The organism is Micromonospora sp. NPDC051300 (assembly GCF_044455315.1).
Classification (GTDB): domain Bacteria; phylum Actinomycetota; class Actinomycetes; order Mycobacteriales; family Micromonosporaceae; genus Micromonospora; species Micromonospora robiginosa.
Genome location: NZ_JBITEP010000001.1, coordinates 571,811 through 596,873 on the forward strand (window position 1 = coordinate 571,811; position 25,063 = coordinate 596,873).

General features: G+C 75.5%; 21 protein-coding genes. 11 read left to right on the forward strand and 10 right to left on the reverse strand.

All coding sequences use genetic code 11. The annotated features are described in order from the left end of the window. Window positions 1–260 precede the first annotated feature (260 nt). On the forward strand, window positions 261–1,319 hold the full coding sequence (locus ACIA5A_RS02810) for a glycosyltransferase family 4 protein (RefSeq protein WP_396755851.1): 1,059 nt from the start codon (window positions 261–263) through the stop codon (window positions 1,317–1,319). 6 nt (window positions 1,320–1,325) lie between these two features. On the opposite strand, the gene ACIA5A_RS02815 is transcribed toward ACIA5A_RS02810, so the two are convergent. Continuing rightward, complete coding sequence (locus tag ACIA5A_RS02815) at window positions 1,326–2,741, reverse strand: protein kinase (RefSeq protein ID WP_396755718.1); 1,416 nt, start codon at window positions 2,739–2,741, stop codon at window positions 1,326–1,328. A gap of 179 nt (window positions 2,742–2,920) precedes the next feature. On the opposite strand from ACIA5A_RS02815, the gene ACIA5A_RS02820 reads away from it, so the two are divergent. From ACIA5A_RS02820 to ACIA5A_RS02835, 4 genes are read left to right on the forward strand one after another with little or no spacing between them, the layout of a single operon-like run. Further along, entirely contained in the window at window positions 2,921–3,754 is an 834-nt protein-coding gene (locus ACIA5A_RS02820) for a patatin-like phospholipase family protein (protein WP_396755720.1), read from the forward strand. Continuing rightward, complete coding sequence (locus tag ACIA5A_RS02825) at window positions 3,754–4,776, forward strand: 1-acyl-sn-glycerol-3-phosphate acyltransferase (RefSeq protein WP_396755722.1); 1,023 nt, start codon at window positions 3,754–3,756, stop codon at window positions 4,774–4,776. The genes ACIA5A_RS02820 and ACIA5A_RS02825 overlap by 1 nt, the downstream gene beginning before the upstream one ends. 56 nt (window positions 4,777–4,832) lie before the next feature. Continuing rightward, the gene (gene cutA, locus ACIA5A_RS02830; protein WP_396755724.1) at window positions 4,833–5,153 is read left to right on the forward strand and encodes a divalent-cation tolerance protein CutA; all 321 of its coding nucleotides are present in this window, start codon (window positions 4,833–4,835) and stop codon (window positions 5,151–5,153) included. Window positions 5,154–5,200: 47 nt separating this feature from the next. After that, on the forward strand, window positions 5,201–8,881 hold the full coding sequence (locus ACIA5A_RS02835) for an SCO7613 C-terminal domain-containing membrane protein (RefSeq protein ID WP_396755726.1): 3,681 nt from the start codon (window positions 5,201–5,203) through the stop codon (window positions 8,879–8,881). 62 nt (window positions 8,882–8,943) lie between these two features. On the opposite strand, the gene map is transcribed toward ACIA5A_RS02835, so the two are convergent. Next, window positions 8,944–9,750, reverse strand: coding sequence for a type I methionyl aminopeptidase (gene map, locus ACIA5A_RS02840; RefSeq protein WP_396755728.1), 807 nt, complete (start codon window positions 9,748–9,750; stop codon window positions 8,944–8,946). A gap of 54 nt (window positions 9,751–9,804) precedes the next feature. On the opposite strand from map, the gene ACIA5A_RS02845 reads away from it, so the two are divergent. The 3 genes from ACIA5A_RS02845 to ACIA5A_RS02855 all read left to right on the forward strand — a co-directional run bounded on the left by ACIA5A_RS02845 (window position 9,805) and on the right by ACIA5A_RS02855 (window position 12,533). Further along, complete coding sequence (locus ACIA5A_RS02845; RefSeq protein ID WP_396755730.1) at window positions 9,805–10,071, forward strand: helix-turn-helix domain-containing protein; 267 nt, start codon at window positions 9,805–9,807, stop codon at window positions 10,069–10,071. Between the two features lie 127 nt (window positions 10,072–10,198). After that, entirely contained in the window at window positions 10,199–11,251 is a 1,053-nt protein-coding gene (locus ACIA5A_RS02850) for a fatty acid desaturase family protein (protein WP_396755732.1), read from the forward strand. Between the two features lie 130 nt (window positions 11,252–11,381). After that, entirely contained in the window at window positions 11,382–12,533 is a 1,152-nt protein-coding gene (locus ACIA5A_RS02855) for an FHA domain-containing protein (protein ID WP_396755734.1), read from the forward strand. Between the two features lie 61 nt (window positions 12,534–12,594). Here ACIA5A_RS02855 and rocD read toward each other — a convergent pair whose 3' ends face one another. From rocD to ACIA5A_RS02880, 5 genes are all read right to left on the reverse strand, one after another. Continuing rightward, window positions 12,595–13,809 carry an ornithine--oxo-acid transaminase gene (rocD, locus tag ACIA5A_RS02860; protein ID WP_396755852.1) on the reverse strand — a complete coding sequence of 405 codons (1,215 nt, stop codon included), beginning with the start codon at window positions 13,807–13,809 and terminating at the stop codon, window positions 12,595–12,597. After that, on the reverse strand, window positions 13,809–14,624 hold the full coding sequence (gene ddaH / locus ACIA5A_RS02865) for a dimethylargininase (protein ID WP_396755854.1): 816 nt from the start codon (window positions 14,622–14,624) through the stop codon (window positions 13,809–13,811). Before ddaH ends, rocD begins: the two co-directional genes overlap by 1 nt. Window positions 14,625–14,933: 309 nt before the next feature. Then, a complete protein-coding gene (locus ACIA5A_RS02870; RefSeq protein ID WP_396755736.1) occupies window positions 14,934–15,815 on the reverse strand; it encodes a thrombospondin in 882 nt (293 codons plus the stop codon). 320 nt (window positions 15,816–16,135) lie between these two features. Continuing rightward, entirely contained in the window at window positions 16,136–17,593 is a 1,458-nt protein-coding gene (locus ACIA5A_RS02875; protein WP_396755738.1) for an RICIN domain-containing protein, read from the reverse strand. A gap of 5 nt (window positions 17,594–17,598) precedes the next feature. Next, on the reverse strand, window positions 17,599–18,342 hold the full coding sequence (locus ACIA5A_RS02880; RefSeq protein WP_396755739.1) for a cellulose binding domain-containing protein: 744 nt from the start codon (window positions 18,340–18,342) through the stop codon (window positions 17,599–17,601). Window positions 18,343–18,606: 264 nt separating this feature from the next. On the opposite strand from ACIA5A_RS02880, the gene ACIA5A_RS02885 reads away from it, so the two are divergent. Then, window positions 18,607–19,416, forward strand: coding sequence for an Fpg/Nei family DNA glycosylase (locus ACIA5A_RS02885; RefSeq protein WP_396755741.1), 810 nt, complete (start codon window positions 18,607–18,609; stop codon window positions 19,414–19,416). Between the two features lies 1 nt (window position 19,417). On the opposite strand, the gene ACIA5A_RS02890 is transcribed toward ACIA5A_RS02885, so the two are convergent. Beyond that, entirely contained in the window at window positions 19,418–20,293 is an 876-nt protein-coding gene (locus ACIA5A_RS02890) for an aminoglycoside phosphotransferase family protein (protein ID WP_396755743.1), read from the reverse strand. 179 nt (window positions 20,294–20,472) lie between these two features. Further along, complete coding sequence (locus tag ACIA5A_RS02895) at window positions 20,473–21,708, reverse strand: hypothetical protein (RefSeq protein WP_396755745.1); 1,236 nt, start codon at window positions 21,706–21,708, stop codon at window positions 20,473–20,475. Between the two features lie 164 nt (window positions 21,709–21,872). On the opposite strand from ACIA5A_RS02895, the gene ACIA5A_RS02900 reads away from it, so the two are divergent. Continuing rightward, window positions 21,873–22,388, forward strand: coding sequence for a SigE family RNA polymerase sigma factor (locus tag ACIA5A_RS02900; RefSeq protein WP_396755747.1), 516 nt, complete (start codon window positions 21,873–21,875; stop codon window positions 22,386–22,388). After that, complete coding sequence (locus tag ACIA5A_RS02905) at window positions 22,385–23,617, forward strand: hypothetical protein (RefSeq protein WP_396755749.1); 1,233 nt, start codon at window positions 22,385–22,387, stop codon at window positions 23,615–23,617. The genes ACIA5A_RS02900 and ACIA5A_RS02905 overlap by 4 nt, the downstream gene beginning before the upstream one ends. A gap of 65 nt (window positions 23,618–23,682) precedes the next feature. On the opposite strand, the gene ACIA5A_RS02910 is transcribed toward ACIA5A_RS02905, so the two are convergent. Continuing rightward, window positions 23,683–25,053 (reverse strand): FAD-dependent oxidoreductase, encoded by a 1,371-nt coding sequence (locus tag ACIA5A_RS02910; RefSeq protein WP_396755751.1) that lies wholly within the window; start codon window positions 25,051–25,053, stop codon window positions 23,683–23,685. Between the last annotated feature and the right edge of the window lie 10 nt (window positions 25,054–25,063).

A 25,063-nucleotide genomic window follows, 5' to 3' on the forward strand; every position in this document is an offset into this window, starting at 1 on the left:
CGCCCTCTTGCGATGGTGGCTGCTACGGATACCACTCCTACACACAAACCCCCCCGCGCGGGGGGGCCGGCTGGGGGGGGTGGGGGGGGCCGCCCCCCCCCCCCCCCGCCCCTCTTCGTCTCCGGAGCACCGCCGTTTACCGCGGGCCGCCTCGGGAACCCGTCGCCGATCGGGTACGCCGGGGGACCAGCGGGGAGGGACTCGTGGCCGTGAACCAGCCGCCGCCGGAGCACGTGCGAGCCGGGCCCCTCCGGATCGCGATGGTGGTCCCGCCGTGGCTGTCCGTGCCGCCGCCCGGCTACGGCGGCCTGGAGACCCTGGTGGCCGGGCTGGTCGACGCGTTGATCGACCGCGGGCACGCGGTGACGCTGTTCGGCGCCGGCACCGAGCACGGCACCGCCGCCGAGTTCGTCTCCACCTGCGCCGAGCTGCAGTACGACCGGATGGGCGAGTCGCTGCCCGAACTGGCCCACCTGGCGCACGTGGACCGGCTGGTCGACCCGGCCGACTTCGACCTGGTGCACGACCACACCACCATCGGCCCGCTGGTGGCCGGCCGGCGCCGGGTGCCCACCGTGGCCACGGTGCACGGCAACCCGGTCGGCGAGTACGGCACCGTGCTCAGCAACACCGACCGGGGGGTCGGCCTGATCGCGATCTCGCACGCCCAGCGCCGGGCCAACCCCGGACTGCCGTGGGTCGGCACGGTGCACAACGCGATGCCGCTGCGGGACTTCCCCCGCAAGCGGGCGCCGGGCGCCGGCCCGGTGCTCTGGCTCGCCCGGTTCAGCCCGGACAAGGGGCCCGACGTGGCGATCCGGGCCTGCCGGGCGGCCGGCCTGCCGCTCACCCTGGCGGGCAAGTGCCACGAGCCGGCCGAACGCCGCTATCTCGAACAGGTGGTGGAGCCGCTGCTCGGCGACGACGTCGACCTGGTGGTGAACGCGGACCGCGACACCGTGCTGCGGCTGCTGCTCGACGCCCGCTGCCTGGTCATGCCGATCCAGTGGGCGGAGCCGTTCGGCATGGTGATGGTGGAGGCCATGGCGACCGGCACGCCGGTGGTGGCGCTGCGCCGCGGGGCGGTGCCGGAGCTGGTCCGTCCCGGGATCACCGGGCTGGTCTGCGAGCACGCGGACGAGTTACCGGCGGCGTTGCGCGCGGCGGCCGACCTGGACCCCGCCGACTGTGTCGCGCACGTGGCGCGGAACTTCTCGGTCGAGCGGATGGCCGCCGACCACGAGGCGGTCTACCGGGGGTTCCTGGCCGGACGGGCGACGGCGGACGTTCCCCGGACGGCCGTCCCGCTCGCCGGTTGACAGGCGTCAGGTCTGCCCCGCCACCAGCGCCGCCGCGGCGGCGTCGAGCTGTCGCGCGTACCCGGGGGTGATGCTGCCCTCGCGCCGACGCTCGACGATCTTGCCGCGGAGCCGGTCCACGGCGACGGTCACCGCCCCCTCGTCGGGCGCGGCCACCGCGTTGCGCAGCAGGTTGCGCAGGTCCACCCCGACGTCCTCGCGGATCGCGCCCTCCGCCAGCCCCGCCGCGATCAGCCCGTCCACCCGCTCGGCCGCGTCGGCCGGTTCCCCTGCCGACGCGGTCGGCGCGGCGGTGGCGGGTCCGCCGGTCGGCGCGGCCGGCGCGGCGCCGGTCGGCTCCCCGGCCGGGGACGACGCCCCGGTGGACGCCTCCACCGGCCCGGCGGTGGGCAGCACCCGCGGGTGGCTCGGCCGGTCCGGGGTCAGCACCGGCGCGAGCAGCGCGCCGGCGGCGACAAGCGCCACGCCGGCGCCGGCCAGCACCAGAGCCCGCCGCCGCGCCGGCGTGGCCGTCGCCGGACGGGTCGGCGCGGACGTCAGCGCGGGCAACGTCATCGTCGGCGCCAGCATGGTGGTCGCCTGCGGGTCGGCGGGCAGCAACTGGTCGCGCAGCACGGCCGCCACCCGGTGCGCGCTGGGCCGCTGCCGCGGATCGCGGGACAGGCAGCGCAGGCAGACGTTCGCGACCGGCCGGGGCAGCCCGGGTACGCCGTCCAGCGTGGGCGGCGGGCTCTCCGCCAGCGCGGCGCTGAGCTGCTCCCAGGTGTCCGCCGGGTACGGCGGCTGGCCGGTCAGCGTCTCGAACAGCAGCACGCCCAGCGAGTAGACGTCGGTGGCCGGCTGGGTCGGTGCGCCGTCCAGCCGCTCCGGCGCCACGTACGCCGGGGTGCCGAACGTGCCGCCGTCCTCGTCCTCGTCCGGCGCGCCGACCCGGGTGGCGATGCCGAAGTCGAGCACCTTCGCGCCGACCGGCGTCATCATCACGTTGGCCGGGGTGACGTCGCGGTGCACGATGCCGAGCCGGTGCGCCGCGGCCAGCGCCTCGGCCACCTGCGCGCCCGTCTCCACCGCCGCCGGCCAGGGCAGCGGGCCCTCGGTCAGCCGGTGCTCCAGCTCCTCGCCGCTGAGCAGCTCCATCACCACGAACGAGGTGATCGAGCCGTCCGGGGCGACGGTCTCGCCGTAGTCGTGCACGGCGGTCACGTGCGGGTGGTCGAGTTGGGCGGCGGAGCGGGCCTCCTCGCGCACCATGTCGCGGAACCGGGCGTCGGCGGCGAGCGAGGGGGCGAGGACCTTCACCGCCACGACCCGGTCGAGGACCTCGTCGCGGGCCCGCCAGATCACCGACATGCCGCCGGCGCCGATCCGGTCGATGAGCCGGTACCGCCGGGCCAGCAGGCGGCCGCCCTGGAGTGTCGCCATCACCTCGCACCTGCCCTGGGCTCGGGAGCGCTACCAAGGTTGCGGGAATGTGTCCGGCCTGTCAACGGGCGTCGATCCGCGGTGGCGCTGCGCGCCGCCGCGATGGCACGGCGTGACCGGGCGCCCGGTCCGGTGGCACGGACGGGCCCGACCGCTGCCCGCGTGCCAGGATGAACGACATGGCAGGCGGTCCGGTGGCGTTCGTGCTCGGCGGCGGGGGAGTGCTGGGCGCGGTCGAGGTGGGCATGCTGCGGGCCCTGTTCCGCGCCCGGATCCGCCCCGACCTGGTGCTCGGCACGTCGATCGGCGCGGTCAACGGCGCCCTGGTCGCCGCCGACCCGACCGAGGCGGTCACCGACCGGCTGGTCCGGCTGTGGGCCTCCCCGGAGGCGAGCGAGGTCTACGGCGACTCGGTCGCCCGGCAACTGCGCCGGTTCGCCGCGCGGACCCACCTGCACTCGCCGCGCCCGCTGCGCCGGCTGCTGGAGATCGAGCTGGGCGAGGCGACCACGTTCGCCGACCTGGCCGTGCCGTTCCGCTGCTGCGCGGCGAACATCGAACGCGCCGCCGAACACTGGTTCTCCGCCGGGCCGGTGGTGCCGGCGGTGCTCGCGTCCGCCTCGGTGCCCGGGCTGCTGCCGCCGGCCCAGATCGCCGGCCAGCACTACATCGACGGCGGGGTGGTCAACTCGATCCCGGTGGGCGAGGCGGTGGCCGCCGGGGCGACCCGGATCTTCGTCCTCCAGGTGGGCCGCATCGAACGCGAGCTGAGCCCGCCGCGCCGGCCCTGGGAGATCGCCCAGGTCGCGTTCGAGATCGCCCGGCGGCACCGGTTCGCCCGGGAGATGGCGGCGCTGCCCGACGGCGTCGAGGTGCACGTGCTGCCGACCGGCGGGCTGGACCCGCGCGACGACAGCCCGTGGGCCTACCGGGACATGGCAGCGGTGGGGCGGCGGATCAGCCGGGCGTACACCGCCTCCCGCCGCTACCTGGACACCGCCCTGGACCACTGATGCCGCTGCCACCCCGCTGGGTACGCCGGCTGCTGTTCGCGCCCGGCGTCGTGCTGCTCGCCGTCGCCGTGGTGATCACGCTGCCCGGCTGGGCGCTGCTGGCGCTGGCCGCGTCGCCGCTGGTGCCGGGGCGGCTGCGACCGCTGCGGCTGCTCTGGATCGGCGCCGTCTACCTGGTCTGGGACGCCGCCGCCCTGCTCACCCTCTTCGTGCTCTGGCTGGCCTCCGGGTTCGGCCGGCACAAGCGGTCGCCGGCCTTCCAGCGGGCCCACTACGTGGTCGCCGGCCGATTCCTGCGGGTGCTGTTCTGGCAGGCCCGGTGGACGCTCCGGCTGAGCATCGACGTGGTCGGCACAGACCCGGACACCGCGCTGCCCGGCCGGCCCGAGCTGGTGCTCTGCCGGCACGCCGGGCCGGGCGACTCGTTCATCCTGATCCACGCGCTGGTGAACTGGTTCCACCGCGAGCCCCGGATCGTGCTCAAGGAGAGCCTCCAGTGGGACCCGGCCATCGACGTGCTGCTCAACCGGCTGCCCAACCGGTTCATCGCGCCCGGACCGGACGGCCGGGACTCGGCGGTGCGGCAGATCGGTCACCTGGCCACCGGCCTGGACGACGACGACGCCTTCGTGATCTTCCCGGAGGGCGGCAACTTCACCCCGTCGCGCCGGCTGCGCGCGATCGCCAAGCTGCGCGGGCTCGGCCTGGAGCGGATGGCGCTGCGTGCCGAGCGGATGCAGCACGTGCTCGCGCCGCAGCCGGGCGGGCTGCTCGCCGCGCTCGACGCCGCGCCGGACGCCGGGGTGATCTTCGTGGCGCACACCGGCCTGGACCAGATGCTCACCGTCGCGGACGTGTGGCGGGAACTGCCGATGGACAAGCGGATCGTGATGCGGTTCTGGTCGGTGCCGCCGGAGGAGATCCCGGCCGGCGAGCAGGAACGCATCGACTGGCTGTTCGACTGGTGGGCGCGGATCGACAGGTGGGTCGCGGCGAACCGGGACGGCGCGGCCGACTCCTGAGCGGCTTTCGCGCCCGCTTCCGGCGTGCCGGCCGGGTCGCCGCGTAGGGTGCGCTGGTGGAGCAGATCTGCGTGGTGACGACGGTGGTGGACGCCCGCCGGGTGGCGGACGTGTTGGCGGCCGCGGCCGTCGCCGGCCGCCTGGCGGCGTGTGCCCAGGTCGGCGGGCCGGTGGACAGCACCTACTGGTGGCAGTCGGCGATCCAGACCACCGCCGAGTGGTCGGTACGGTTCAAGACCATGCCGGACCGGGTGGACGCGCTCGTCGACCAGCTCCGCGCCAGCCACCCGTACGAGGTGCCGGAGATCCTGGTCAGCCGGGAGGACAGCGGCAACCCCGACTACACCGCCTGGGTACGCGAGCACACCCGACCCTAGGTACGCCTACTCTGTCCGCCCACCGCGCCGTCGGTGAGGCTGGCGGGGTGGAGAACACCGGCTACCCCTGCCCCGGCTGCGGCGCACCGGCCGACCTCGTGGTCGGCTGCCGCACCTGCGGCCGCCCGCCGTACCCGCCCGCGGCCGAGGTGGTGCGGCTGGACCGGGAGATCACCGCGCTGGCCCCGCGGGTGGACGCGGCCCGGCTCGCGTACCAGGAACTGGCCGGCCGGCTGTCCACGGTCCGGCAGCGGCGGGCGGAGCTGGCCGCGCGGATCCGGGCGGAGATCCCCGCCCCGCGCCCGGCGGCCGTGCCGGTGCCGATGCCGGTGCGTCCGGGGCCGCCGGTGGCCGGGCCGGCGCGCCCGGGCGGCGCGGAGACCTCCGCCCGCGCGGTGCAGGGCCTGCTCTTCGTCCTCGGTGGACTGCTGCTGGGCGCCGCCGCGGTGGTCTTCACCGCGGTCGCCTGGGCCGCGTTCGGGGTGGCCGGCCGGGCGCTGATCCTGCTCGCCGTCACCGTCCTGGCGCTCGCCGCGCCGCTGCTGGCCCGGGCGCGCGGGCTGCGCGGCACCGCCGAGACGATCGCCGCGGTGGGCCTGCTCCTGGTGCTCCTCGACGGGTACGCGGCCTGGTCGGTGAACCTGTTCGGGGTGGCCGGCTGGCCGGGCAGCCGGTACGCGGCGCTGGTCGCGACCGGGAGCGCGGCGGTGGCGGCCGGCTACGCGCGGCTGAGCCGGCTCACCGCGCCGTGGTTCGCGGCGTGGCTGGCCGCGCAGCCCGCGCTGCCGCTGGCCGTGGCGGCGGCCGAACCGACGGCGGCCGGTTGGGCGCTGGTCCTGACCGCGCTGGCGCTGGGCGACCTCGTGGTGGTGGTCGTCCTGCGGCGCCGGGCCACCGGCGGCGCGTCGCGAGGGGGCGACGCGGCGCCGGTGGCGGTGCGGGCCGGGACGGTGCTCGGCTGGCTCGGGTACGGCGTGGCGCTGGCCCTGGCGGCCGGCTGTGCGCTGGTGCCGCTGGCCGTCGGGCGCGCCGCCGGCACCGGGCTGTTGGCCGGCGGCCCGTTGCTGGTGGTGGCGTCGGCTCTGGTGGTGGGCGCGTTCGCGGCCGGTGGCCGGGTGCTCCGCGCGGCGGCCACCGGCCTGCTGGTGCCGGTGCTCGCCGCCGCGCTGGTGCGCCCGGTCGCCGCCGAGCGTCCCGGGCTGCTGCTGGTCGCGGCCGGGCTGGTGGCGGCGACGCTGGCCGGCGCGGTCCGGGCGCTGCCGAGCCGGGTGCGCACCGGGCCCCGGTTCGGGGCGCTCACCGTGGCGGCCGGCCTGGGGGCGGTCGCCACGGTGCTGACCGGCCTGGTCGCCGCCGCGACCGCGATCGCCGCGTTCCCGGCCTGGCAGGGCGGCCGGGCGGTGCCGGCGCCGTCCTGGGGCTGGCAGTTGCCGTCGGCGTTGCTGCTCGTCGCCGCCGCGCTGGTGCTGCTGGCGCCCCGGGCCGCCCGGCCGCTGGTCGGGGCGCTCGCCGCCGGGCTGACCGCGTTCGCCGCGCCGGCCGTGGTGGACACGCCCTGGCCGGTGGTGCTGGTCGTCGACCTCGCGGTGGCCGCCGCGCTGCTGCTGGGCGCCGTGCGCCGGCCGCGCCGGGGCCCGCTCGCGGTGGCGGTCGCCGCGTCCACCGCCGCGCTGCTGACCGGGCACGCGCTGCTTGTCGGCTGCGCCGCGCCGGCCGGGGCCGGTGCCGTGCTCGCGGTGACCGCCGGGCTCGGCGTGACGGCGGCCGCGCTGGGCCGGCGCGGGTCGGGGGCGCAGCCGGTCGTCGCCGGGGTCGCGCTGGCCGTGGCGCTGCTCGCCGTACCGGCGGCCGTGGTCGTCGCGCTGTTCGGCCTGGGCGCGCCGCCCTGGTGGCAGTCGCGGGGCGGGACCGCCGCCGTCGTGCTGCCGGTGATCGCCGTCGTCGCGGTCCGCCGCCGCTGGCCGGACCTGAGCGGGTACGCCTCGGCGGGGCTCGCGGCGGCACTCGCCGGGATCGGCCTCGGGCCGCTGGTCACCTCCGGCGCGGAGCCGGTGGCGCTCTACGCCGTGACCGCCGCGCTGCTGGCGCTGGCCGCCGGTGGCGGGAACCGCCCGCCGGTCGCGCCCCGGGTGGTCGGCGTCGCGTCGGCCGGCCTGGCGGTGCTGGCCGCCGCCCCGGCCGCGCTGGCGGTCCTCGGGAACCTGCCGGTGCGGCCCTGGTCCGGGGCGCCGGGCACGGCGGTTCCGGTGGGGGCGGGCCGCGCGGGACTGGTGCTGGTGCTGCTCGGCGTCGTCGCGGCGGGATACGCCCGTGCGGCGAGGCGGCCGGCCCGGGTGGTGGAGCCGGCTCGGGTCCTGGCTGATCCGGCTCGGGGTGGGGCGGGCGCGACGGCGGTGGTGAGCCCGGCTCGGGAGGTGGCGGGTCGGGTCCGGGCGGGCCGCGGGGCTCCGGCGGACACCCGGGGTTCCGGCTGGTGGTGGCCCGCGCTGCCGTTCGGGGCGGTGGCGCTGCCGGTGCTGCTCGCCGCGGCCGGGGCGCCCTGGCCGGTGGTGCCGGCGGTGGCGTTCGGGACCGGGCTCGCCGCGCTGCTCACCGTCGCGCTGGCGGGCTGGGGGGCGCTCCGGCCGGCGGGCGCGAGCACGCTCGCCTCGTCGACGGGGTCGGGCGGGGTGCCGCCGGTGGCGGCGGCGGTGCTGCTGCCGCTCGGGGCGGTGCTCGGCGGGTTCGGGTTCGCCGGGCTGCTCGCCACCCGGGCCGGGACGCTCGTCGCGCTGGGCGTACTGGTGCTGGCCGGAGTCGTGGTGGGGGCGGCGGGCCGGTCGGTCGCCGTCCGGCTCGCCGGTTGGCTGGGCGGCGTCTCGGCGGCCACCGGCTTCGCGGTCACCGCCCCGCTGGCCGCCGGGCTGCCACTGCGTACCGCCGCGTTCACGGTCCTGGCCGTCGCGACGCTGACCCTGCACGCCGCCCCGACCCTGCGGTCCACCCCTCGCCTCGTCGATCTCGGACGTGTGGTCGGTCGGGAAAGGCGTGATCCCGGCAACCTGGGCGCCACAACTCCCAGATCGACGAGCTGGGGGGTGTTGGAGGGAGTGGCCCAGGCGGGGGCGGTTCTCGCGGTGGTGCTCGCGGGTGGGGCGCTGCGGTATGCGGCGGGAGTCTGCGTGCTGTGGGGACTGGCGGTGGCGGTGCGGGTGCTGCGTCGAGGGGAGACGCCGGCCGGGCGTACCGGTCTGGCGGTGGTCGCGGCGGGCAGCGAACTGCTCGGCGGGTGGCTGCTGCTGGCCGCCGGTCAGGTGGCGGTGCTGGAGGCGTACACGGTGCCGGCGGCGTTGCTCGCCCTCGGCGCCGGCCTGCTGGCGCTGCGTCGCCGACCGGGGCTGACCAGTTGGCTGGCGCTCGGCCCGGGGCTGGGCGCGGCGCTGCTGCCCAGCCTGGTCTCGGTGCTGGCCGCGCCGGACCCGCAACCGGTACGGCGGCTGGCGCTCGGCGCGGTCGCGCTCGGCGCCGTGCTCGGCGGGGCGGTCCGGCGGTGGCAGGCGCCGGTGGTGCTGGGTGCGGCGACGCTGGTGCCGCTGGCGCTGCACGAACTGGCCCGGGGCTGGGACCTGCTGCCCCGCTGGATCTTCCTGGGGCTGGGCGGACTGCTGCTGATCGGCCTGGCGGCCACCTACGAGCGGCGGCGACGGGACCTGGCCCGGCTGCGCTCGGCCGTCGCCCGGCTGAGCTGACACCCGGCCGGCTGAGCCGCCGGGCCGGGCGGCGGGTCCCCGCGTCCGGCGGCCGGGTCAGCTCAGGACGCGGTCGCGGCCGGCTGTCCGGTGCGGTCGGGGGCCGGGCGGCGGGTCAGCACCCGGGGGCCGGCCTCGGTGACCGCGACGGTGTGTTCGGAGTGGGCGGTCCGGGAGCCGTCGGCGGAACGGATGGTCCAGCCGTCGTCGTCGACCCGGATCTCGTCGGTGGAACGGCACAGCCAGGGCTCGATGGCGACGGTGAGGCCGGGGGTCAGCTTCATGCCCCGACCGGGGCGGCCGCTGTTGGCGACGTGCGGCGCCTCGTGCATGGTACGGCCGATGCCGTGGCCGCCGAACTCGCCGTTGACGCGGTAGCCGTAGGAGTGGGCGACCTCGCCGATCGCGGCGGAGACGTCACCGAGCCGACCGCCGGGTCGGGCGGCGGCGATGCCGGCCTCCAGCGCGACCTCGGTGGCCTCGATCAGCGTCAGGTCTGCCGGGTCGGGGGTGCCGACGACGAAGGAGAGCGCCGAGTCGGCGGCCCAGCCGTCGATGGTGACCGCCATGTCGATGCTGAGCAGGTCGCCGTCGCGCAGCACGTAGTCGTGCGGCAGGCCGTGCAGCACCGCGTCGTTGACCGACAGGCAGAGCACGTTGCGGAACGGACCGCGGCCGAACGAGGGGGAGTAGTCCCAGTAGCAGGACTCGGCGCCGCGTTCGGCGATCCGCCGGCGGGCGTGGTGCTCGATGTCCATCAGGTTGACGCCGACCGCGGCGACGCCGCTCAGTTCGGCGAGCAGTTCCCCGACGAACTGGCCGGTCACCGCCATGCGGTCGATCTCGTTGGTGGACTTGAGCTCAATCACGGTATTTTTATACCACGCCCGGTCGGGGCGCCCCGGAGGGAATATCCTGCTGCCATGGTTCGCCAGCCACTGACGCCCGAACAGATCGCCGCCGGCCGGCGTCTCGGCACCGCCCTGCGGTCCGCGCGGGCCGGCCGCAGCCTCGTCGAGGTGGCGCTGGCGGCCGGCATCTCCCCGGAGACGCTGCGCAAGATCGAGGCGGGTCGGCTGCCCGCGCCGGCGTTCGGCACCGTGGTCGGCCTCAGCCGGGCCCTAGACGTCCCGCTCGCCGAGCTGGCCGACGTCTGGTCGGCCGAGGCACCCGCCCGCCAGGCGTCCTGACCGCGGCGGTAGGGGCAGCACCACCCCGAACGCGGGGGCTGGCGGGATTACCCAGCGCTATCCAGATTGCCAAGATTGGTGACGGAGAGTCGCCTACCGGAGCGCGGCTCGCGGCCCCGGGGGCGACATGAGTTCATCGACGTTGACGGCACCGAACGCCCGGCGCGGCAGTGACTACGCGCGCCTGTCCCGCCGGGTCGCCGAGGCGGGGTTGTTCGACAGGCGGCCCGGCCGCTACGCGGTCCGCATCGCGCTCACCCTGGGCGCCTTCCTGGCCGGGTGGGCGCTGGTGGCGGCCGTCGGCGACTCCTGGTGGCAGCTCCCGCTGGCGGTCGTGATGGCGGTGGCCACCACCCAGGTCGCGTTCCTCGGGCACGACGCCGGGCACCGGCAGATGTTCCGCCGGCGCGGCCCGAGCGAGGCGGCCGGCCTGGTGGCCGGCAACCTCGCCGTCGGGCTCAGCTACGGCTGGTGGGTGGACAAGCACAACCGGCACCACGCCAACCCGAACCACGCCGACGAGGACCCGGACGTCGGCGCCGGCGCGCTGGTCTGGACGTACGAGCAGGCGCGGGCGACCCGGGGGCTGAGCCGGTGGGTGGCCCGCAGGCAGGCCTGGCTGTTCTTCCCGATGCTGCTGCTGGAGGGGCTGGCGCTGCACGTGGCGAGCGTCCGGGCGTTGACCGGCCGGGAGCCGGACGGCCGGTGGCGCGTCCCGATGCGGCACCGGGCCGTGGAGGCGGTGCTGCTCGCGGCGCACGTCGTCGGCTACGTCGGCCTGCTGCTGGCGGTGATGTCGCCGGGCAGGGCGCTGCTCTTCGCCGCCGTGCACCAGGGACTCTTCGGCCTCTACATGGGCTGCGCGTTCGCCCCCAACCACAAGGGCATGCCGATGCCCACCGCCGACGACCAGCTCGACTACCTGCGCAAGCAGGTGCTCACCGCCCGCAACGTGCGGGGTGGCCGGTTCGTCGACCTGGCGTTGGGCGGCCTCAACTACCAGATCGAGCACCACCTGTTCCCGAACCTGCCCCGCGCCAACCTGCGCCGGGCCCAGCCGCTGGTCCGGGCGTACTGCGCCGAGCAGGGCGTCCCGTACGCGGAGACCGGGCTTGTCGAGTCGTACCGGCAGGCGCTGGCGCACCTGCACGACGTGGGGCGACCGCTGCGCGCGGGGTGAGCGCGGCGGGCCGGGCGGGGGCGTCGGGGGGCGTCCCCGCCCGGTGTGGGTGTGCGCCGGAGGCCGCCGGCGGGGGCGGCCGGTAGGGTCGTCGCATGGTGGACGGGCACGACATGGTGCGGAGCGCGGCATGAGATTCGAGATCAGCAAGGTGCTGGACGCCATCGAGGGACGGGTCTGCACCGACCCCTCGCTGGCCCGGGCCGTGGTCGACTTGGCCGAGGTGATCCGGTGGCAGAACCTGGACGGCGGCCGGCCGGCCAGCCTTTTGCGGCTCGGCATGGTGATCGACGCGCTGTCCCGGCAGATCGGTGAGGACAGCGTCCAGGTCTACGCGATCGTGCACCGGGCGCTGCTCTCCGACGCCGACCTGACCTCCAACGAGCGGATGGTGGTCCGCCGCTGGGCCGACGACGGCCTGGTCGAGGTGCTCGACCAGCCGGGGGACCGGATGCTGGAGGTGGCCGACCTGCTCGGCCTGCCGGTGCTCACCCGGGCGAGGCTCGACGGGCTGGTCGGCCGCTATCCGTGGGTCGGCCAGGCCGGCCGGGTGCTCGCCCCGGTCCCCGGCGCCGGCGGGCCGGTCTTCATCGCGCACGTCGGCGGCGGCCAGGACCCGGTCACCGGCAGCCGCTCGCCGGCCGGCGTCAAGCTGCTCTCCCGGCAGTGGCGCTGCCCGGAGCCGGGCTGCGCGCTCTTCGGCGGCGGCGGGGGCGGTGGCGCCTTCGCCGACCTGGCCGGGATCGACCGGGCGCCGTCCGAGCAGCCGCCGCCCACGCTGCGCACCGGCGCGCCGACCTGCCCCCGGCACGGCGCGCGTCTCTCCGACGCCGGCCAGCGCCCGCGCAGCGAGGTGCTGGCGGTGCGCATCGGCGGCCTGGTGCGGCGGCGGTTCGTGCTCACCGAGACCGAGCCGGTGGCGGTCGGCCGGGCACCGGACGGGCCCGGCGGGGTGCAGCTCGGCCAGTGGCTCAACGACGAGGCGCGGCGCTGGGTGAGCCGCAGCCACGTCCGCTTCGACCTGGGCCGCGCGGGCGAGGTGGTGGTCACCGACACCAGCACCAACGGCTCCGGCGTACGCCCGGGCGGGTCGATGGTCGAGACGGAGCGGATCCCGCTGCCGCCGCAGCAGTCCCGGACGCTCGGCGAGGGCGACCTGATCGAGCTCTACCCGGGCGTGCAGATCGGGCGGGCCGCCGACACGACGAGCGACGCGACGTACACCCCGAACTCGGTGATGGCCGAGGCGCCGACCATGGCGATGCGGCTGCCGCGTCCCTGACCGCACACGCGAGAGGGCGCCGGGACCGTCGTGGTCCCGGCGCCCTTCTTCGGGTACGGCGTCAGCCGGCCAGCACGGCGGCGAGCTGCGCGACCGCGTGGTCGATCTCGTCCTCGGTGATCACCAGCGGCGGGGCGAGCCGGATGGTCGAGCCGTGGGTGTCCTTGGCCAGCACACCGCGCTCCATCAGCCGCTCGCAGGCCTGCCGGCCGCTCATCAGCGCCGGGTCGATGTCGACGCCGGCCCAGAGGCCGCGGACCCGGACGGCGACGAGGCCCTTGCCGAGCAGCGCCTCCAGGCCGGCCTTCAGCCGCTCGCCCAGCTCGGCCGAGCGGCGCTGGAACTCGCCGGTCGCCAGCAGCCGGACCACCTCGGTGGCGACGGCGCAGGCCAGCGGGTTGCCGCCGAACGTCGAGCCGTGCTGGCCCGGCTGGAGCACGCCGAGCACGTCGGCGTTCGCGGCCACCGCGGAGACCGGCACGATGCCGCCGCCGAGCGCCTTGCCCAGCAGGTACATGTCCGGGACGACGTTCTCCAGGTCGCAGGCGAACGTCGCGCCGGTGCGGCCCAGGCCGGACTGGATCTCGTCGGCGATGAACAGCACGTTCCGCTCGGTGCAGACCTCGCGCACGCCGGGCAGGTAGCCCTCCGGCGGTACGACGACGCCCTGCTCGCCCTGGATCGGCTCCAGCAGCACGGCCACCGTGTTCTCGTCGATCGCGGCGGCCAGCGCGTCCAGGTCGCCGTAGGGGACCACGGTGAAGCCCGGCGTGTACGGCCCGAAGTCGGCCCGCGCGTCCTCGTCGGTGGAGAAGCTGACGATGGTGGTGGTGCGGCCGTGGAAGTTGCCCTCCGCCACCACGATGTTGGCCTGGCCCGGGGCCACGCCCTTGACCTGGTAGCCCCACTTGCGGGCGACCTTGATGCCGGTCTCCACCGCCTCGGCGCCGGTGTTCATCGGCAGCACGAGCTCCTTGCCGCAGAGCGCGGCCAGCTCCCGGCAGAAGTCGGCGAACTGGTCGTGGATGAACGCGCGGCTGGTCAGCGTGAGCCGGTCGAGCTGCGCGTGCGCGGCCTCGATCAGCTTCGGGTGCCGGTGGCCGAAGTTCAGCGCCGAGTAGCCCGCCAGGCAGTCCAGGTAGCGGCGGCCGTCCACGTCGGTGAGCCAGGCGCCCTCGGCCGACGAGATCACCACGGGCAGCGGGTGGTAGTTGTGCGCCGTGTGGCGCTCCGCGTCCCGGACCGCGGAGGGCGTCCGCAGCATGTCGTCGATGATCACTTGAATGCCTTTCCCTGACGGAGTCGCAACGTGCAGCACTTCGGTCCGCCGCCGGCCTTGCGCAGCTCGGACAGGTCGATCCCGATTGTCTCGTAGCCCCGGTCGCGCAGCTTCGCGGCCAGGTCGGTGGCCTGCGCCGGCAGCACCACGTGCCGGCCGTCGCTCACCGCGTTCAGGCCCAGCACCTCGGCGTCGGCCATGGTGGCGTGGATCGCGTCCGGGAAGAGCCGGCGCAGCACCGCCTGGCTGCCCGGGGAGAACGCCTCAGGCAGGTAGGCCACGGTCCGCTCGTCGAGCACGGTGAGCGCGGTGTCCAGGTGGTAGAAGCGGGGGTCGACCAGTTGCATGGTCACCACCGGGTAGCCGAACACCTCCTGGAGCTGCGCGTGCGAGGCGTGCGCGGTGCGGAACCCGGTGCCGGCGAGCAGGTGGTCGCCGACCAGCAGGACGTCGCCCTCACCCTCGTTGACGTGCTTCGGGTCGTACATCTCGAAGCCGGCGGCCTCGAACCAGGCGCGGTAGGCGGGTGCCTCGTCGGCGCGCTGCGGGTCGCGGAACTGCACCGCCATCGCCTTGCCGTCGATCACCGTGCCGCCGTTGGCCGCGAAGACCATGTCCGGCAGGCCGGGGACCGGGTCGATCAGTTCGACCTCGTGGCCCAGGTCGACGTACGTCTGGCGGAGCTGCTCCCACTGCCGGATCGCCAGGTCGGGGTCGACCGGGGCGGTGGGGTCCATCCACGGGTTGATCGCGTAGTCGACGGCGAAGTACGTCGGCCGGCACATCAGGATGCGCTGGCGGGTGGCGTCCATCGTCATGTGGTGCTCCCAGGGTCGGGCGCGCCCGGCCACGGTCGGCCCACGGGCTGGCGCCGTGCCTCAACCGTATGCGGCCCGGTGCGTCGACTTCCACCGTGGGAACTTGCGTTCAGCAGCGGATCGTTGCGTCTGGGGACCGGTAGCCGAAGGATCGTTGTGTCGACCCCGGGAAACACTTCGGGGGGCGGCGAATCGCCGCCCCCCGAAAGGGTGTTGCCCGGCCGGTGAACCACCGGAACTGCCCGGTGAACCACCGGAGCTTGATCGGGCTGCCGGTCGCTGCCGGCGAATCGGAAAGTGCCCTCAGAATCGATCGACAAACTGTGAGTCAAGCCACTCGCGGAACCGGCTCACCCACTCGCCGTCCGTGGTCGGCCAGTCGAACTGCCCGGTCATCGCCACCACGCCCAGCACCACGGCGGCGAGACCGACCGCGATGCCGATCAGCGCGTCCGACTTGCCGGCCACGTGCCGGCGGCGGGTGGCCATCAGACCGAGCACGGCGAGCACCGCGCCGGCCGCGCCGAGCCCGATGCCGTAGCCGGCGAGCGTGCCGGAGAGCACGAAGAGCGCGCCGACCACGGAGACGATCAGACCGAGCGTGGCGAGCAGGCTCGCCCGCGGCTTCCTGGTCAGCTCCGGGTCGACTGCCCCGTCCGGACGGCCGTCCCGGTCCAGGTCGACCGGTCGGTCCGCGTGGCCGTCCCGGTCCAGGTCGACCGGGCGGTCCGGTCGGCCGTCCCGGTCGAGGTCGGCGGCGCGGTCCGGTCGGCCGTCCCCGTTCAGGTCGACGGTGCGGTCCTGGGTCGGTTCCGGGTCGACGGGCCGCACGTTCCGGTCCACCGGCCGGCTGGTCGCCGCCCGGGCCGAGGCGGCCCGCTGCGCCGCCCGCCGCTCCGCCTCACCGGTCCGTGGCACGGTCTCGACGTGCCCGTCGGCGACGGGTCCGGTCCCACCGGCCGGCCCGTCCGCGGGCACTCGTCCGGCGTCGGTCACCGGCCCGGTCTCGCCGGCCCGCCCGTCCACGGGCCGCCCGGCGTCGGCGGCACGCTCCGCCTCGGTGGCGGTGGCGTCGCTGCGGTACGTGGTCCGCGCCGCGTCGCGGTCGGTCACCACCGGTCGGCCGGCCGTTCCGTCCGCGACCGGGTTCTCGTCGCGGGCGTCCACGACTCCGTCGCCGTTCACATCGGTACTGCGCGCCGGAGAGTTCCGGCGGGACAGAATGTTCACCTCGGTACCTCCTGATGCAGGCGCGGAGGCCGCGCATGACGGTCAGGGAGGTACCCAGACGCGGGGAATTCGACACCCGTCGACGGGAGCGCGGGCCCCCCCCCCCCGGCGGGGGGCGCCGCCCCGCGCCCCGCCGCGGTGGGGGTCGGCGGCCACGGGGGTGGGGGGGGAGGCCCTCTTGGTGTTTGTGTGGTTCCCACTGGGGGGGTTTTGCCACCCGCCGCGGGGGGCGGCCGCCCCCGCGGGGGCGGGGCCCCCCCCGCTCCGGTCCGCCGTCAGGACTGGGTACGCGACCACTGCTGGTTGGTGCCGCTGCCACAGGTGAACTGCTGGACGTCCGCGCCGTCGCCGGTGCCGGCGTTGACCACGTCGAGGCACTTGCCGCTGTGCCGGGCCCGGAGCTGGAACCAGCCGCCGGTCGCGGCCCACTGCCACTGCTGGTTGGCGCCGGCGCCGCAGGCGTACTGGATGATGTTGGCGCCGTCGGCGGTGGATGCGCCCGCGACGTCCAGACACTTGCCGCTGTTGGCGTTGACGAGCCGGAACCCGCCGCCGCCGGCGTCCTGGAACTCCCACCGCTGGTTGTCGCCGCCGTTCCACGCCCACTGCTTGACCTCGGCGTTGTTGGCGGTGGAGTGATCCATCACGTCCAGCACCCGGCCGCTGTGCCGGGCGGTGATCCGGTAGCGGGTGGGTGAGCTGCCGACGACAGTTCCGGCGGCCGCGTCGATGGTGACCGTCGGATACCAGGTCAGGCTCATGCTGGTGGCGGTCGGGAAGGTGATCGGCAGCCACACGTACTGCGAGTCGTTGACCGGGCCGCCCCACGCGCCCGCCCAACGGTCACCCAGGTAGAGGTAGCTGGTGGTGGACGTGCCCTGGATCGGCAGCACGAAGGCCGGCTGGGAGGCGAACGTGGTGCCGTTGCCCACGTCGGTCCAGCCGGTCCACGGCCCCGAGACGCTCGGCGCGGTGGCGTACCGGGCCTGGTTCGGGCTCCAGCCCGTCGCCGCCGAGGTCAGCAGGAAGTAGGTGCCGCCCCGCTTGAACATCGCGGGCGCCTCGCGGGTCGCGCCGGGCCAGAAGTTGCCCACCAGGCCGGCGACGTTCAGGTAGTCCGCGGTGAGCCGGTAGATGTTCAGGTCACGGTTCTCGTTGGCGGCCGAGATCATGTACGCGGTGCCGTTGTCGTCGTAGAGCGTGATGTCCCGCGACATGTGCTGCCCGAGCGGCCGGAAGCTGCCGTGGTAGGTGTAGGCGCCGTCCACGGTCGCCGACGAGGCGACCGCGGCCCGCGCCTCGTTGTAGTCGGACCCGTTCTCGTTGTGCATCCACATCACGAACCGGCCGGTGCCGGCGTTGTAGACGACCTTGGGCCGCTCGATGTTGGCCCGTTGCAGCTCGCTTGCCGACGCCTGGGTGAGCACGTTGTTGCGGAACTCCCAGGTGCGCAGGTCGGTGGAGCGGTAGACGGAGACCGCCCGGAACGTGTTGTCCGGGTTCCGGTTCTCGCCGAACCAGTAGTAGTAGTTGTCGACCTTGAGGACGCCGCCGCCGTGCGCGTGCACCACGGCGCCGCTCGTGTCGACGAACTGCGTGCCGTTGGTGACGGTCACCGGCGCGGCCAGCGCGCCCGAGCCCGGCGCGACCACCGTCGCGAGGGCCACGGTCAGCGCCGCCAGGCCCGCCAGCACACGTCCGCGCCCGCCCGTCCGATCCCCCGGGAAACGCATGCCGCTCACCGGCCGCAGATCGGCGTGATGCCGGCGGACGCGCTGCTGGCCGCCACGAGTACGCCGAACGTCGTCGAGGCGCCCGGCGGCAGCGTCCCGTTCCAGGAGGCGTTGCGGACCGTGACGTTCTCGCCGGCGCGCTCGGCCACCCCGCCCCAGATCGACTCGATGCGTTCGTCAGCGGTCCAGCGCCAGGAGACGCGCCAACCGCCGGTCGGCTCCGTGCCGGTGTTGCGCACGGTGACGGTGGCGACGAAGCCGCCGTACCACCGACTGTCGATCCGGACCGTCGCGGCGCACGTCGACGTCGACGCCGTCCGCGCCGGCCCGCCGATGATGTACGGATCCCGATGGCCCTGGGTGTCGCTGAACCGGAACCAGTAGTCGGTGTCGGGCGTCAGCCCCGTGACGGTCACCGCCCCGTATCGCTCCGGCCCGGAGACGGCCTCGGCCGCCGGGTCGCGCCACCCCGTGGCGTCCTCGCGGCTGGTGAAGAGCGTGACGACCATCGGTGGGTCGTAGCCGCAGGGCGGGCTGAGCAGGATCGAGTAGCTGACGGTCAGGCTGGTGGCTGTGGTCCCGGTCACCTGGCCGCTGACCGGCAGCGCCGGCGGGCACGCCAGCGTGGGCGTCGGGGTGGGCGCGGGTGTCATGGCGGGGGTGACGGGCGACTGGGCGGCCCCGGCCGAGGTGGCGAGGCCGGTGAGGGCGAGGGCGGCGGTCAGAGCTACGCCGAGGGTACGGATCATCCTGCGCTCCTGCACTGAGCTGCGGGCCCCGCGACGGCGGTGGGCGGCGTTCGGCCGCCCGGGCGGCGTCACGGCGGCACGGCGGACTGCCGGAGAGGACTGCCCGGCACCGGGCGCCGGAGCGCCCCGCGCGTCGCTCTCCTGCTGGGATCGAACGGCTCGCACCGGCTCCCGGGCGCGGCTGGACACAGTCTGTCAGTCGACAACCGTCGATTCAACGACGTCCCGCGCTGCGGTCGGACCGCCTGGCTACCCTTGGTACCCGTGCCAGAGGGACACAGCATCCACCGCCTCGCCGCCCGCCACGCCGAGCTGTTCGCCGGCGACAAGGTGCACGCGGACAGCCCGCAGGGGCGCTTCGCCGAGGGCGCCGCGCGCCTCACCGGCACCGTCCTGGACGACACCGAGGCGTACGGCAAGCACCTGCTGCACCACTACGCCGGTGAGCTGACCCTGCACGTCCACCTCGGGCTCTACGGGAAGTTCGCCGACGGGTCGGGGGAGCCGCCGGACCCGGTCGGCCAGGTGCGGCTGCGCCTGCACAGCGACCGCAACTGGCTGGAGCTGCGCGGCCCGACCGCCTGCGAGCTGCTCACCCCGCCCGAGGTGGCGGCGCTGCGCGGCCGGCTCGGCCCCGACCCGCTGCGCGCCGACGCCGAACCCGATCGGGCGTACGCGCGGATCCGGCGCAGCCCCACCCCGCTCGCCGCGCTGCTGCTCGACCAGTCCGTGGTGGCCGGCGCCGGGCTGATCTTCGTGACCGAGGCGCTGTTCCGGGCCGGGTTGCCACCGCTGCTGCCCGGCCGGGAGCTGACCCCGGCGGGCTGGGCGGAACTCTGGGCGGACCTGGTGGCGCTGATGACCGTCGCGGTCGAGCGCGGCCGGATCGACACCGTCCGCGACGCCGACCTGCCGGAGGCGACCGGCCGGGCGCCGCGCGTCGACAGGCACGGCGGCGAGGTGTACGTCTACCGCCGCCCCGGCGCGCCGTGCCACGTCTGCGGCACCGAGGTGAGCCGGGGCGTGCTGGCCGGGCGCAACCTCTACTGGTGTCCCACCTGCCAGGCCGGCTGACTCACCTCGCGTCGAGCAGCCAGCGGGCCGCCTCGACGTTGCCGGGGAAGACCTGGTCGCCGCCGACGCTCCAGGCCAGCGTCTGCCCGACCGCCCAGCCGCGCACCCGTTCCCGGTCCAGCCCCAGCTCGGCGCTGAGCCGGTCCAGCCGGTGCCGTACCGCCGTCGGGGAGTGACCCAGCTCCGCGCCGCGCACCAGCGGGACGACCGCGAACTCGCGCTCGCCGACGAGCGGCTTCGGGTCGATCACCAGCCACGGCTCCCGGCCGGCGGCGAGCACGTTGCCGGCGTGCAGGTCCTGGTTGACCAGCACCTGCTCACCCTGGTCGGGCGCGAGGTCGGCGAGGAACCCGAGCGCGGCGTCGAGGAGTCGCCGCTCGTACGGTCGGTTGGTCCGCCGCCAGTTCCCGGGCATCCGCTCCGCCCAGCCGGCCGCCTCCTCGGCGAGCGGCGTGAACGGCGCACCGGCCGGCACCCCGAGCCGGGGCAGCAGGTCCACCGCCGCGTCGAGCGCGGCGTCGGCCGGCAGCGTGTGCAGCGGGGTACCCGGGTCGCAGCGTTCGACGAGCAGCGCGCGGTGTTCGGCGTGGTGGGCGAGCAGCCGGATCGCGCCCCGGCCTGCCCAGTGCGCCAGCGCGGTGGCCTCGTGGATGCTGTCGTCGTCCGGGTACTGCAGCTTGAGCACCGCCCGCGTGCCGTCCGGCAGCTCGGCCGGCAGGGCCAGCGAGGCGAACGCGTAGGCGAACGGCGGGCCGACGGCGGTCAGCTCCCACCGCGCGACGATCTCGGCCAGCCGCGTCGGCAGCTCCGCCAGCCACGCCCGCCCGACCGGCGTCCGCTCGACCCACCGCAGTCCGTCCGGAATCTCCCACCGCATCCGGTCATCCTGACCGAACCGGGTGATCGGCGCCGCCCCGCCCGGTCACGGCGTCCGGTCACGCCCGACGGTCGCCGGCCGGGGTCGCCCGGTGTGGCCGCCTCGCGCGGCCGTCCCGGTGTGGCCGCCTCGCGTCGCCGTCCCGGCGTGGTCGCCCGCCCCGGTGTTCCCGCCCGGCGTCAGGCCGGGCCGTCCGCCGGGGTGACGTCGTGGCGTCGCCGGGCCAGCAGCATCAGGCCGGCGCCGACGAACAGCAGGGCCGCCGCGCCGCCGACCAGCGACGGAACCGCCGGACCGGTGATCGGCAGCGTGCCGGAACCACCGCCGGACCCCGCACCGGGCGGCGTGGCGCCGCCCGCCACCACCCGCACCGTGACGGTCTCGGAGACGCCCATCAGGGCCGGATCGTCGTTGAGGGTCACCACCCGGTAGCGGACGGAGCCGGGCGTCGTCGGCCTGGTGGAGAGGGTGTAGGTGACGTCGATCGACGCGCCGGTCACCTTCCGCCAGGTGCCGTCCCGCAACTGCTGGAGCTCGACCCGGTATCCGCTGCTGCCGGCGGGCTTGACGGCCCCGGTGAAGGTGACCTTCTTGCCCGGCGCCACGGTGGTGCTGCTCGCCTTGATGGTGACGGCGGGCCGGACCCGTGGGAAGTTACCGGTGCCGACGATGAACGACGGGGCGATGCTGACGTTCGAGGGCCGCAGGATGCCGACGCAGTGCAGCACCCCGAGGCCCTTCGGGTAGACCCGGGAGAAGGTGCCGTCCGCCCGGGTGGTGCCGTTGGGCGGGCTGGGGTATTCCACGCAGAGGTTGTCCTGGCCGAAGTAGATCGGCTGGTCGCCGATGCCCTTGCCGGTGTCCTGGTAGTAGAACCGGCCCTCGACCGTCAACGGGCCGTCACCGACCAGCGGATCGGGGACGAAACGCATGGTGACCGCCGGCTTGTGGGTGCCGGTGACGGTGAGCTTCGAGTCCGTCGACGGGGCGACGTCGAGGCGGTTGGAGGCTCCGTCCACCGCCACCAGCCGGCTGACCCTCCACTCGCCGTCCCAGGTGGACGGGACCTGGACCGTCGCGCTCCAGGTGCCGTCCTGCGGCGTGCCGGAGGTGAGCGCCAGCTCGACGCCCTGGGTGGAGTCCTCGCCGCCACCGGCGCGCTGGAGGGTGACCGCCGGCAGGTTGCTGCCGTCCATCTCACCGGACCGCTCGACCCCGGTCTCGTCGGTCAGGTGCGCGGACACGGTCACCGGCACCAGATCCACCCCGGACACGGAGACCGCGTCGGGCGAGACGGTGATGCCGACCAGGACGGGCGGCGCCTGGTCAGCCGCCGCGCTCGCGGCCGGGGCGCCGACGACGATGCCGCCGGGCAGCAGGAGGAGAGTCGCCGCAGCCGTTCGCCACCACCGCATGTCAGGTGCCCTTTCCGGATCGACACGACGGATGTCGCCGTCTGGGCACCGTACTGCGTTCCGCACCGTCCCCGCTGCCCTGTCCAGGGCCACGATCCGGCAGATCCGTACAACCGATCCGGGCCGGACCCCGTCTGAATGGGTGGGACGACGGAGGTTGCCGCATGCCGGACGCATCGGAACAGGAATACATCGAGTACGTCAGCGCCCGCCTGCCCGCCCTGCACCGCCTCGCGTACGGCTTGAGCGGCGACCTGCACCAGGCGGACGACCTGGTGCAGGAGACCGTCACCCGGCTGTTCCAGCGCTGGTCGCGGGTGGCCCGGGCCGAGCACCGGGACGCGTACGTCCACTCGGTCGTGGTGCGGCTGTTCCTCGACGGCCGGCGCAAGGGCTGGTGGCGGGTACGGCTGTTCGGGTCGCCACCCGACGTCAGCTCGTTCGAGGACCGGGGCGCCGACGACCGGACGGTGCTGCGCGCCGCGCTTGCCCGGGTGCCACCGCGCCAGCGGGCCGTGCTGGTGCTGCGCTTCCTGCACGACCTGCCGGTCGAGGAGGTGGCCCGGATCATGAACTGCTCCCCGGGCACGGTGAAGAGCCAGACCGCGCACGGTCTGGCCGCGATGCGCCGGCTGCTGGCAGAGGCAGCGCCGGCCGGGACGACGGGAGTGTCGCGATGACGTGGAACGAGGATCGGATCACCCTGCTCCTGCGCGAGGTCGGGGACGAGCCGCCCCGGGGCCCGAGGGTGGACCTGCTCGGCGCCCTGCGCGAGGGCCGCCGACGCCGCCGTCGGCACCGGACCGCCGTGGTGGGCGGGGCGGCGCTGGCCACCGTGCTGGTGGTCGGCGCGATACCACTGATCCTCCGGCCCGCCCCACCTGTCGTACCGCCCGCCGCGTCGCCACCGACGGCGTGCGACGTCGCGTCCCTGCCGCTGCCCGAGGGCGCGGACGGCGGCGCGGTGAGCGGCGGCGACCGGACCGGCCGGTGGCTGATCGGCTCCGCCGCCCGACGCGGTTCTCCCCAGCAGACGGCGGTGCTCTGGCACGACGACCGGGTGACCGAGCTGCCGGGCGCGCTGCGGCACGGGGTGGCGGCGGCCGTCAACTCGGCCGGCACGGTGGTCGGGACCGCCGACGACCGGGCGTACGTCGTGCGGGACGGCCGCGTCGAGCGACTCCCCGGAGGCGACGGTCTCCGGCCGACAGCGGTGGACGACGCGGGCCGGGTGGTGGGGGAGCGGCAGCAGCCGGTCGGACGGCGTACCCGGCCGGTCCCGGTCCTTTGGGCCTCGCCCACGAGCGAGCCGGGGGACCTCGCGCTGCCCGGGGTGGGGTGGGAGGGCACGGCGATCGGCATCGCCGAAGACGGCACGGTCATCGGTGTGGTGAGCGCCGGCGGTCTTGATCTGGTCGATGGGTACGGGCCGAACCTTAACCGGGGCTACCGGTGGCGGCCGGACGGGACCGGCGAGTTCCTCCCGATGCCGGCCACGGCGGGCGACGGGGCGGGCGGATTCTGGCCCCGGTCGGTCGGGGGGACCTGGGTGCTCGGGCACACCCCACGCGAGCAGCCGCGCGAGCTGTACGCGCCGGCGCTGCTCGACCTGCGGACCGATGCTTTCGTTGCGCCGCCCGCGATCGCCGGGTTCGGTCCGGTCTCGGTCAACTCCCGGGGCTGGACCGTGGGCACGTACGGCCGAATGGAGGCGGGTCAGATCGGCGGCGCCCTGCTGACCGACGCCGGGTTGCTCCGCCTGCCGGACCCGGTACCGGGTGCGGGCCTGCGGCACCCGGTGCCGGGGGTGGTGAGCGACGACGGGCGCGTCATCGCGGGTGAACAGCTCGCCGACACGGACGCCGACCCGTCGGCGGTGGGACGGCCGATCCGCTGGCTCTGCCGGTGAGCCGGAGCCGCGGGCGTTAACAAGGGCCCCCACCTCTACCGAGTGCGTTAAGCGGGGGCCCCTCCTTACCTCGCGAGGGCGTCGACGGCCTTGCGGGCGGCGATCAGCACCGGGTCCCACACCGGGGCGTAGGGGGGTGCGTAGCCCAGGTCGAGCGCGGTCATCTCGTCCACCGTCATGCCGTTCCACAGGGCCACGGCCAGCGCGTCGATCCGCTTCGCCGCCTCGGACCAGCCGACGATCTGCGCGCCCAGCAACCGCCCGCTGGGCCGCTCGGCGATCAGCTTCACGGTCATCTGCCGGGCGCCCGGGTAGTAGCCGGCCCGGTTCGTCGACTCGGCGGTCACCGTGACGAACTCGAAGCCGGACTCGGTGGCGTCCCGCTCGCGCAGGCCGGTGCGCCCCACCTCCAGCTCGCAGACCTTGGTGACCGCGGTGCCGATGACGCCGGGGAAGGTGGCGTAGCCGCCGCCGATGTTGATCCCGGCGACCCGGCCCTGCTTGTTGGCGTGCGTGCCGAGCGGCACGTGCACCGGCATGCCGCTGACCCGGTGCAGGGACTCCACGCAGTCGCCGGCCGCCCACACGCCGGGCACGCCTGTCACCCGCATCCGGCGGTCCACCCGGATTCCGCCGGACGGCCCGAGCGGCAGGCCGGCGGCCTCGGCGAGCGCGGTGTTGGGGTGTACGCCGAGACCCAGCACCACGACGTCGGCCGGGATCGGCCCCTCCTCGGTGACCACGGCGGCGATCCGGCCGTCCCGTTCGTCGAGACCGGTGACCGTCGTGCCGGTGCGGATGCTGATCCCGACCCGGCGCATCGCCTCGGCGACCAGCTCGCCCATGTCCGGGTCGACGGTGGCCATCGGCTGGTCGGCCTGCTCGACCAGGTGGACCGAGAGCCCGCGCTGCACCAGCGCCTCGGCCATCTCGACGCCGACGTAGCCGCCGCCGACCACCACCGCGTGCCGGGGTCGGGGCTCCCGTTCCAGCCAGTCGAGCAGCGCCGCGCCGTCGTCCAGCGTCTGCACGCCGAACACCCCGGCCACCTCGTCGCGCGCCCACTCCGGCTGCACGGGGGCGGCGCCGGCGGCGTAGACCAACGTGTCGAAGCCGGCGCGGACCTCGCCGCCGCCGTCCAGGTCCCGGGCGACGACCTCGCGACGGTCCAGGTCGACGGCGGTGACCTCGTGGCGGGTGCGCACGTCGATGTCGTACTCGTCGCGGAAGGCGCCCGGGGTGCGGGCGACGAGCTGGTCGCGTTCCGGCACCAGGCCGCTGATCCAGTAGGGGATGCCGCAGGCCGAGTAGGAGGTGAAGTGCCCCCGCTCGAACGCGACGATGTCCAGCTCGGCCCGGCCCCGGCGTCGCCGCGCCTGGGAGGCCGCCGACATGCCGGCGGCGTCTCCGCCGATGACGATCATCCGTTCCGCCACGCCGCTCATC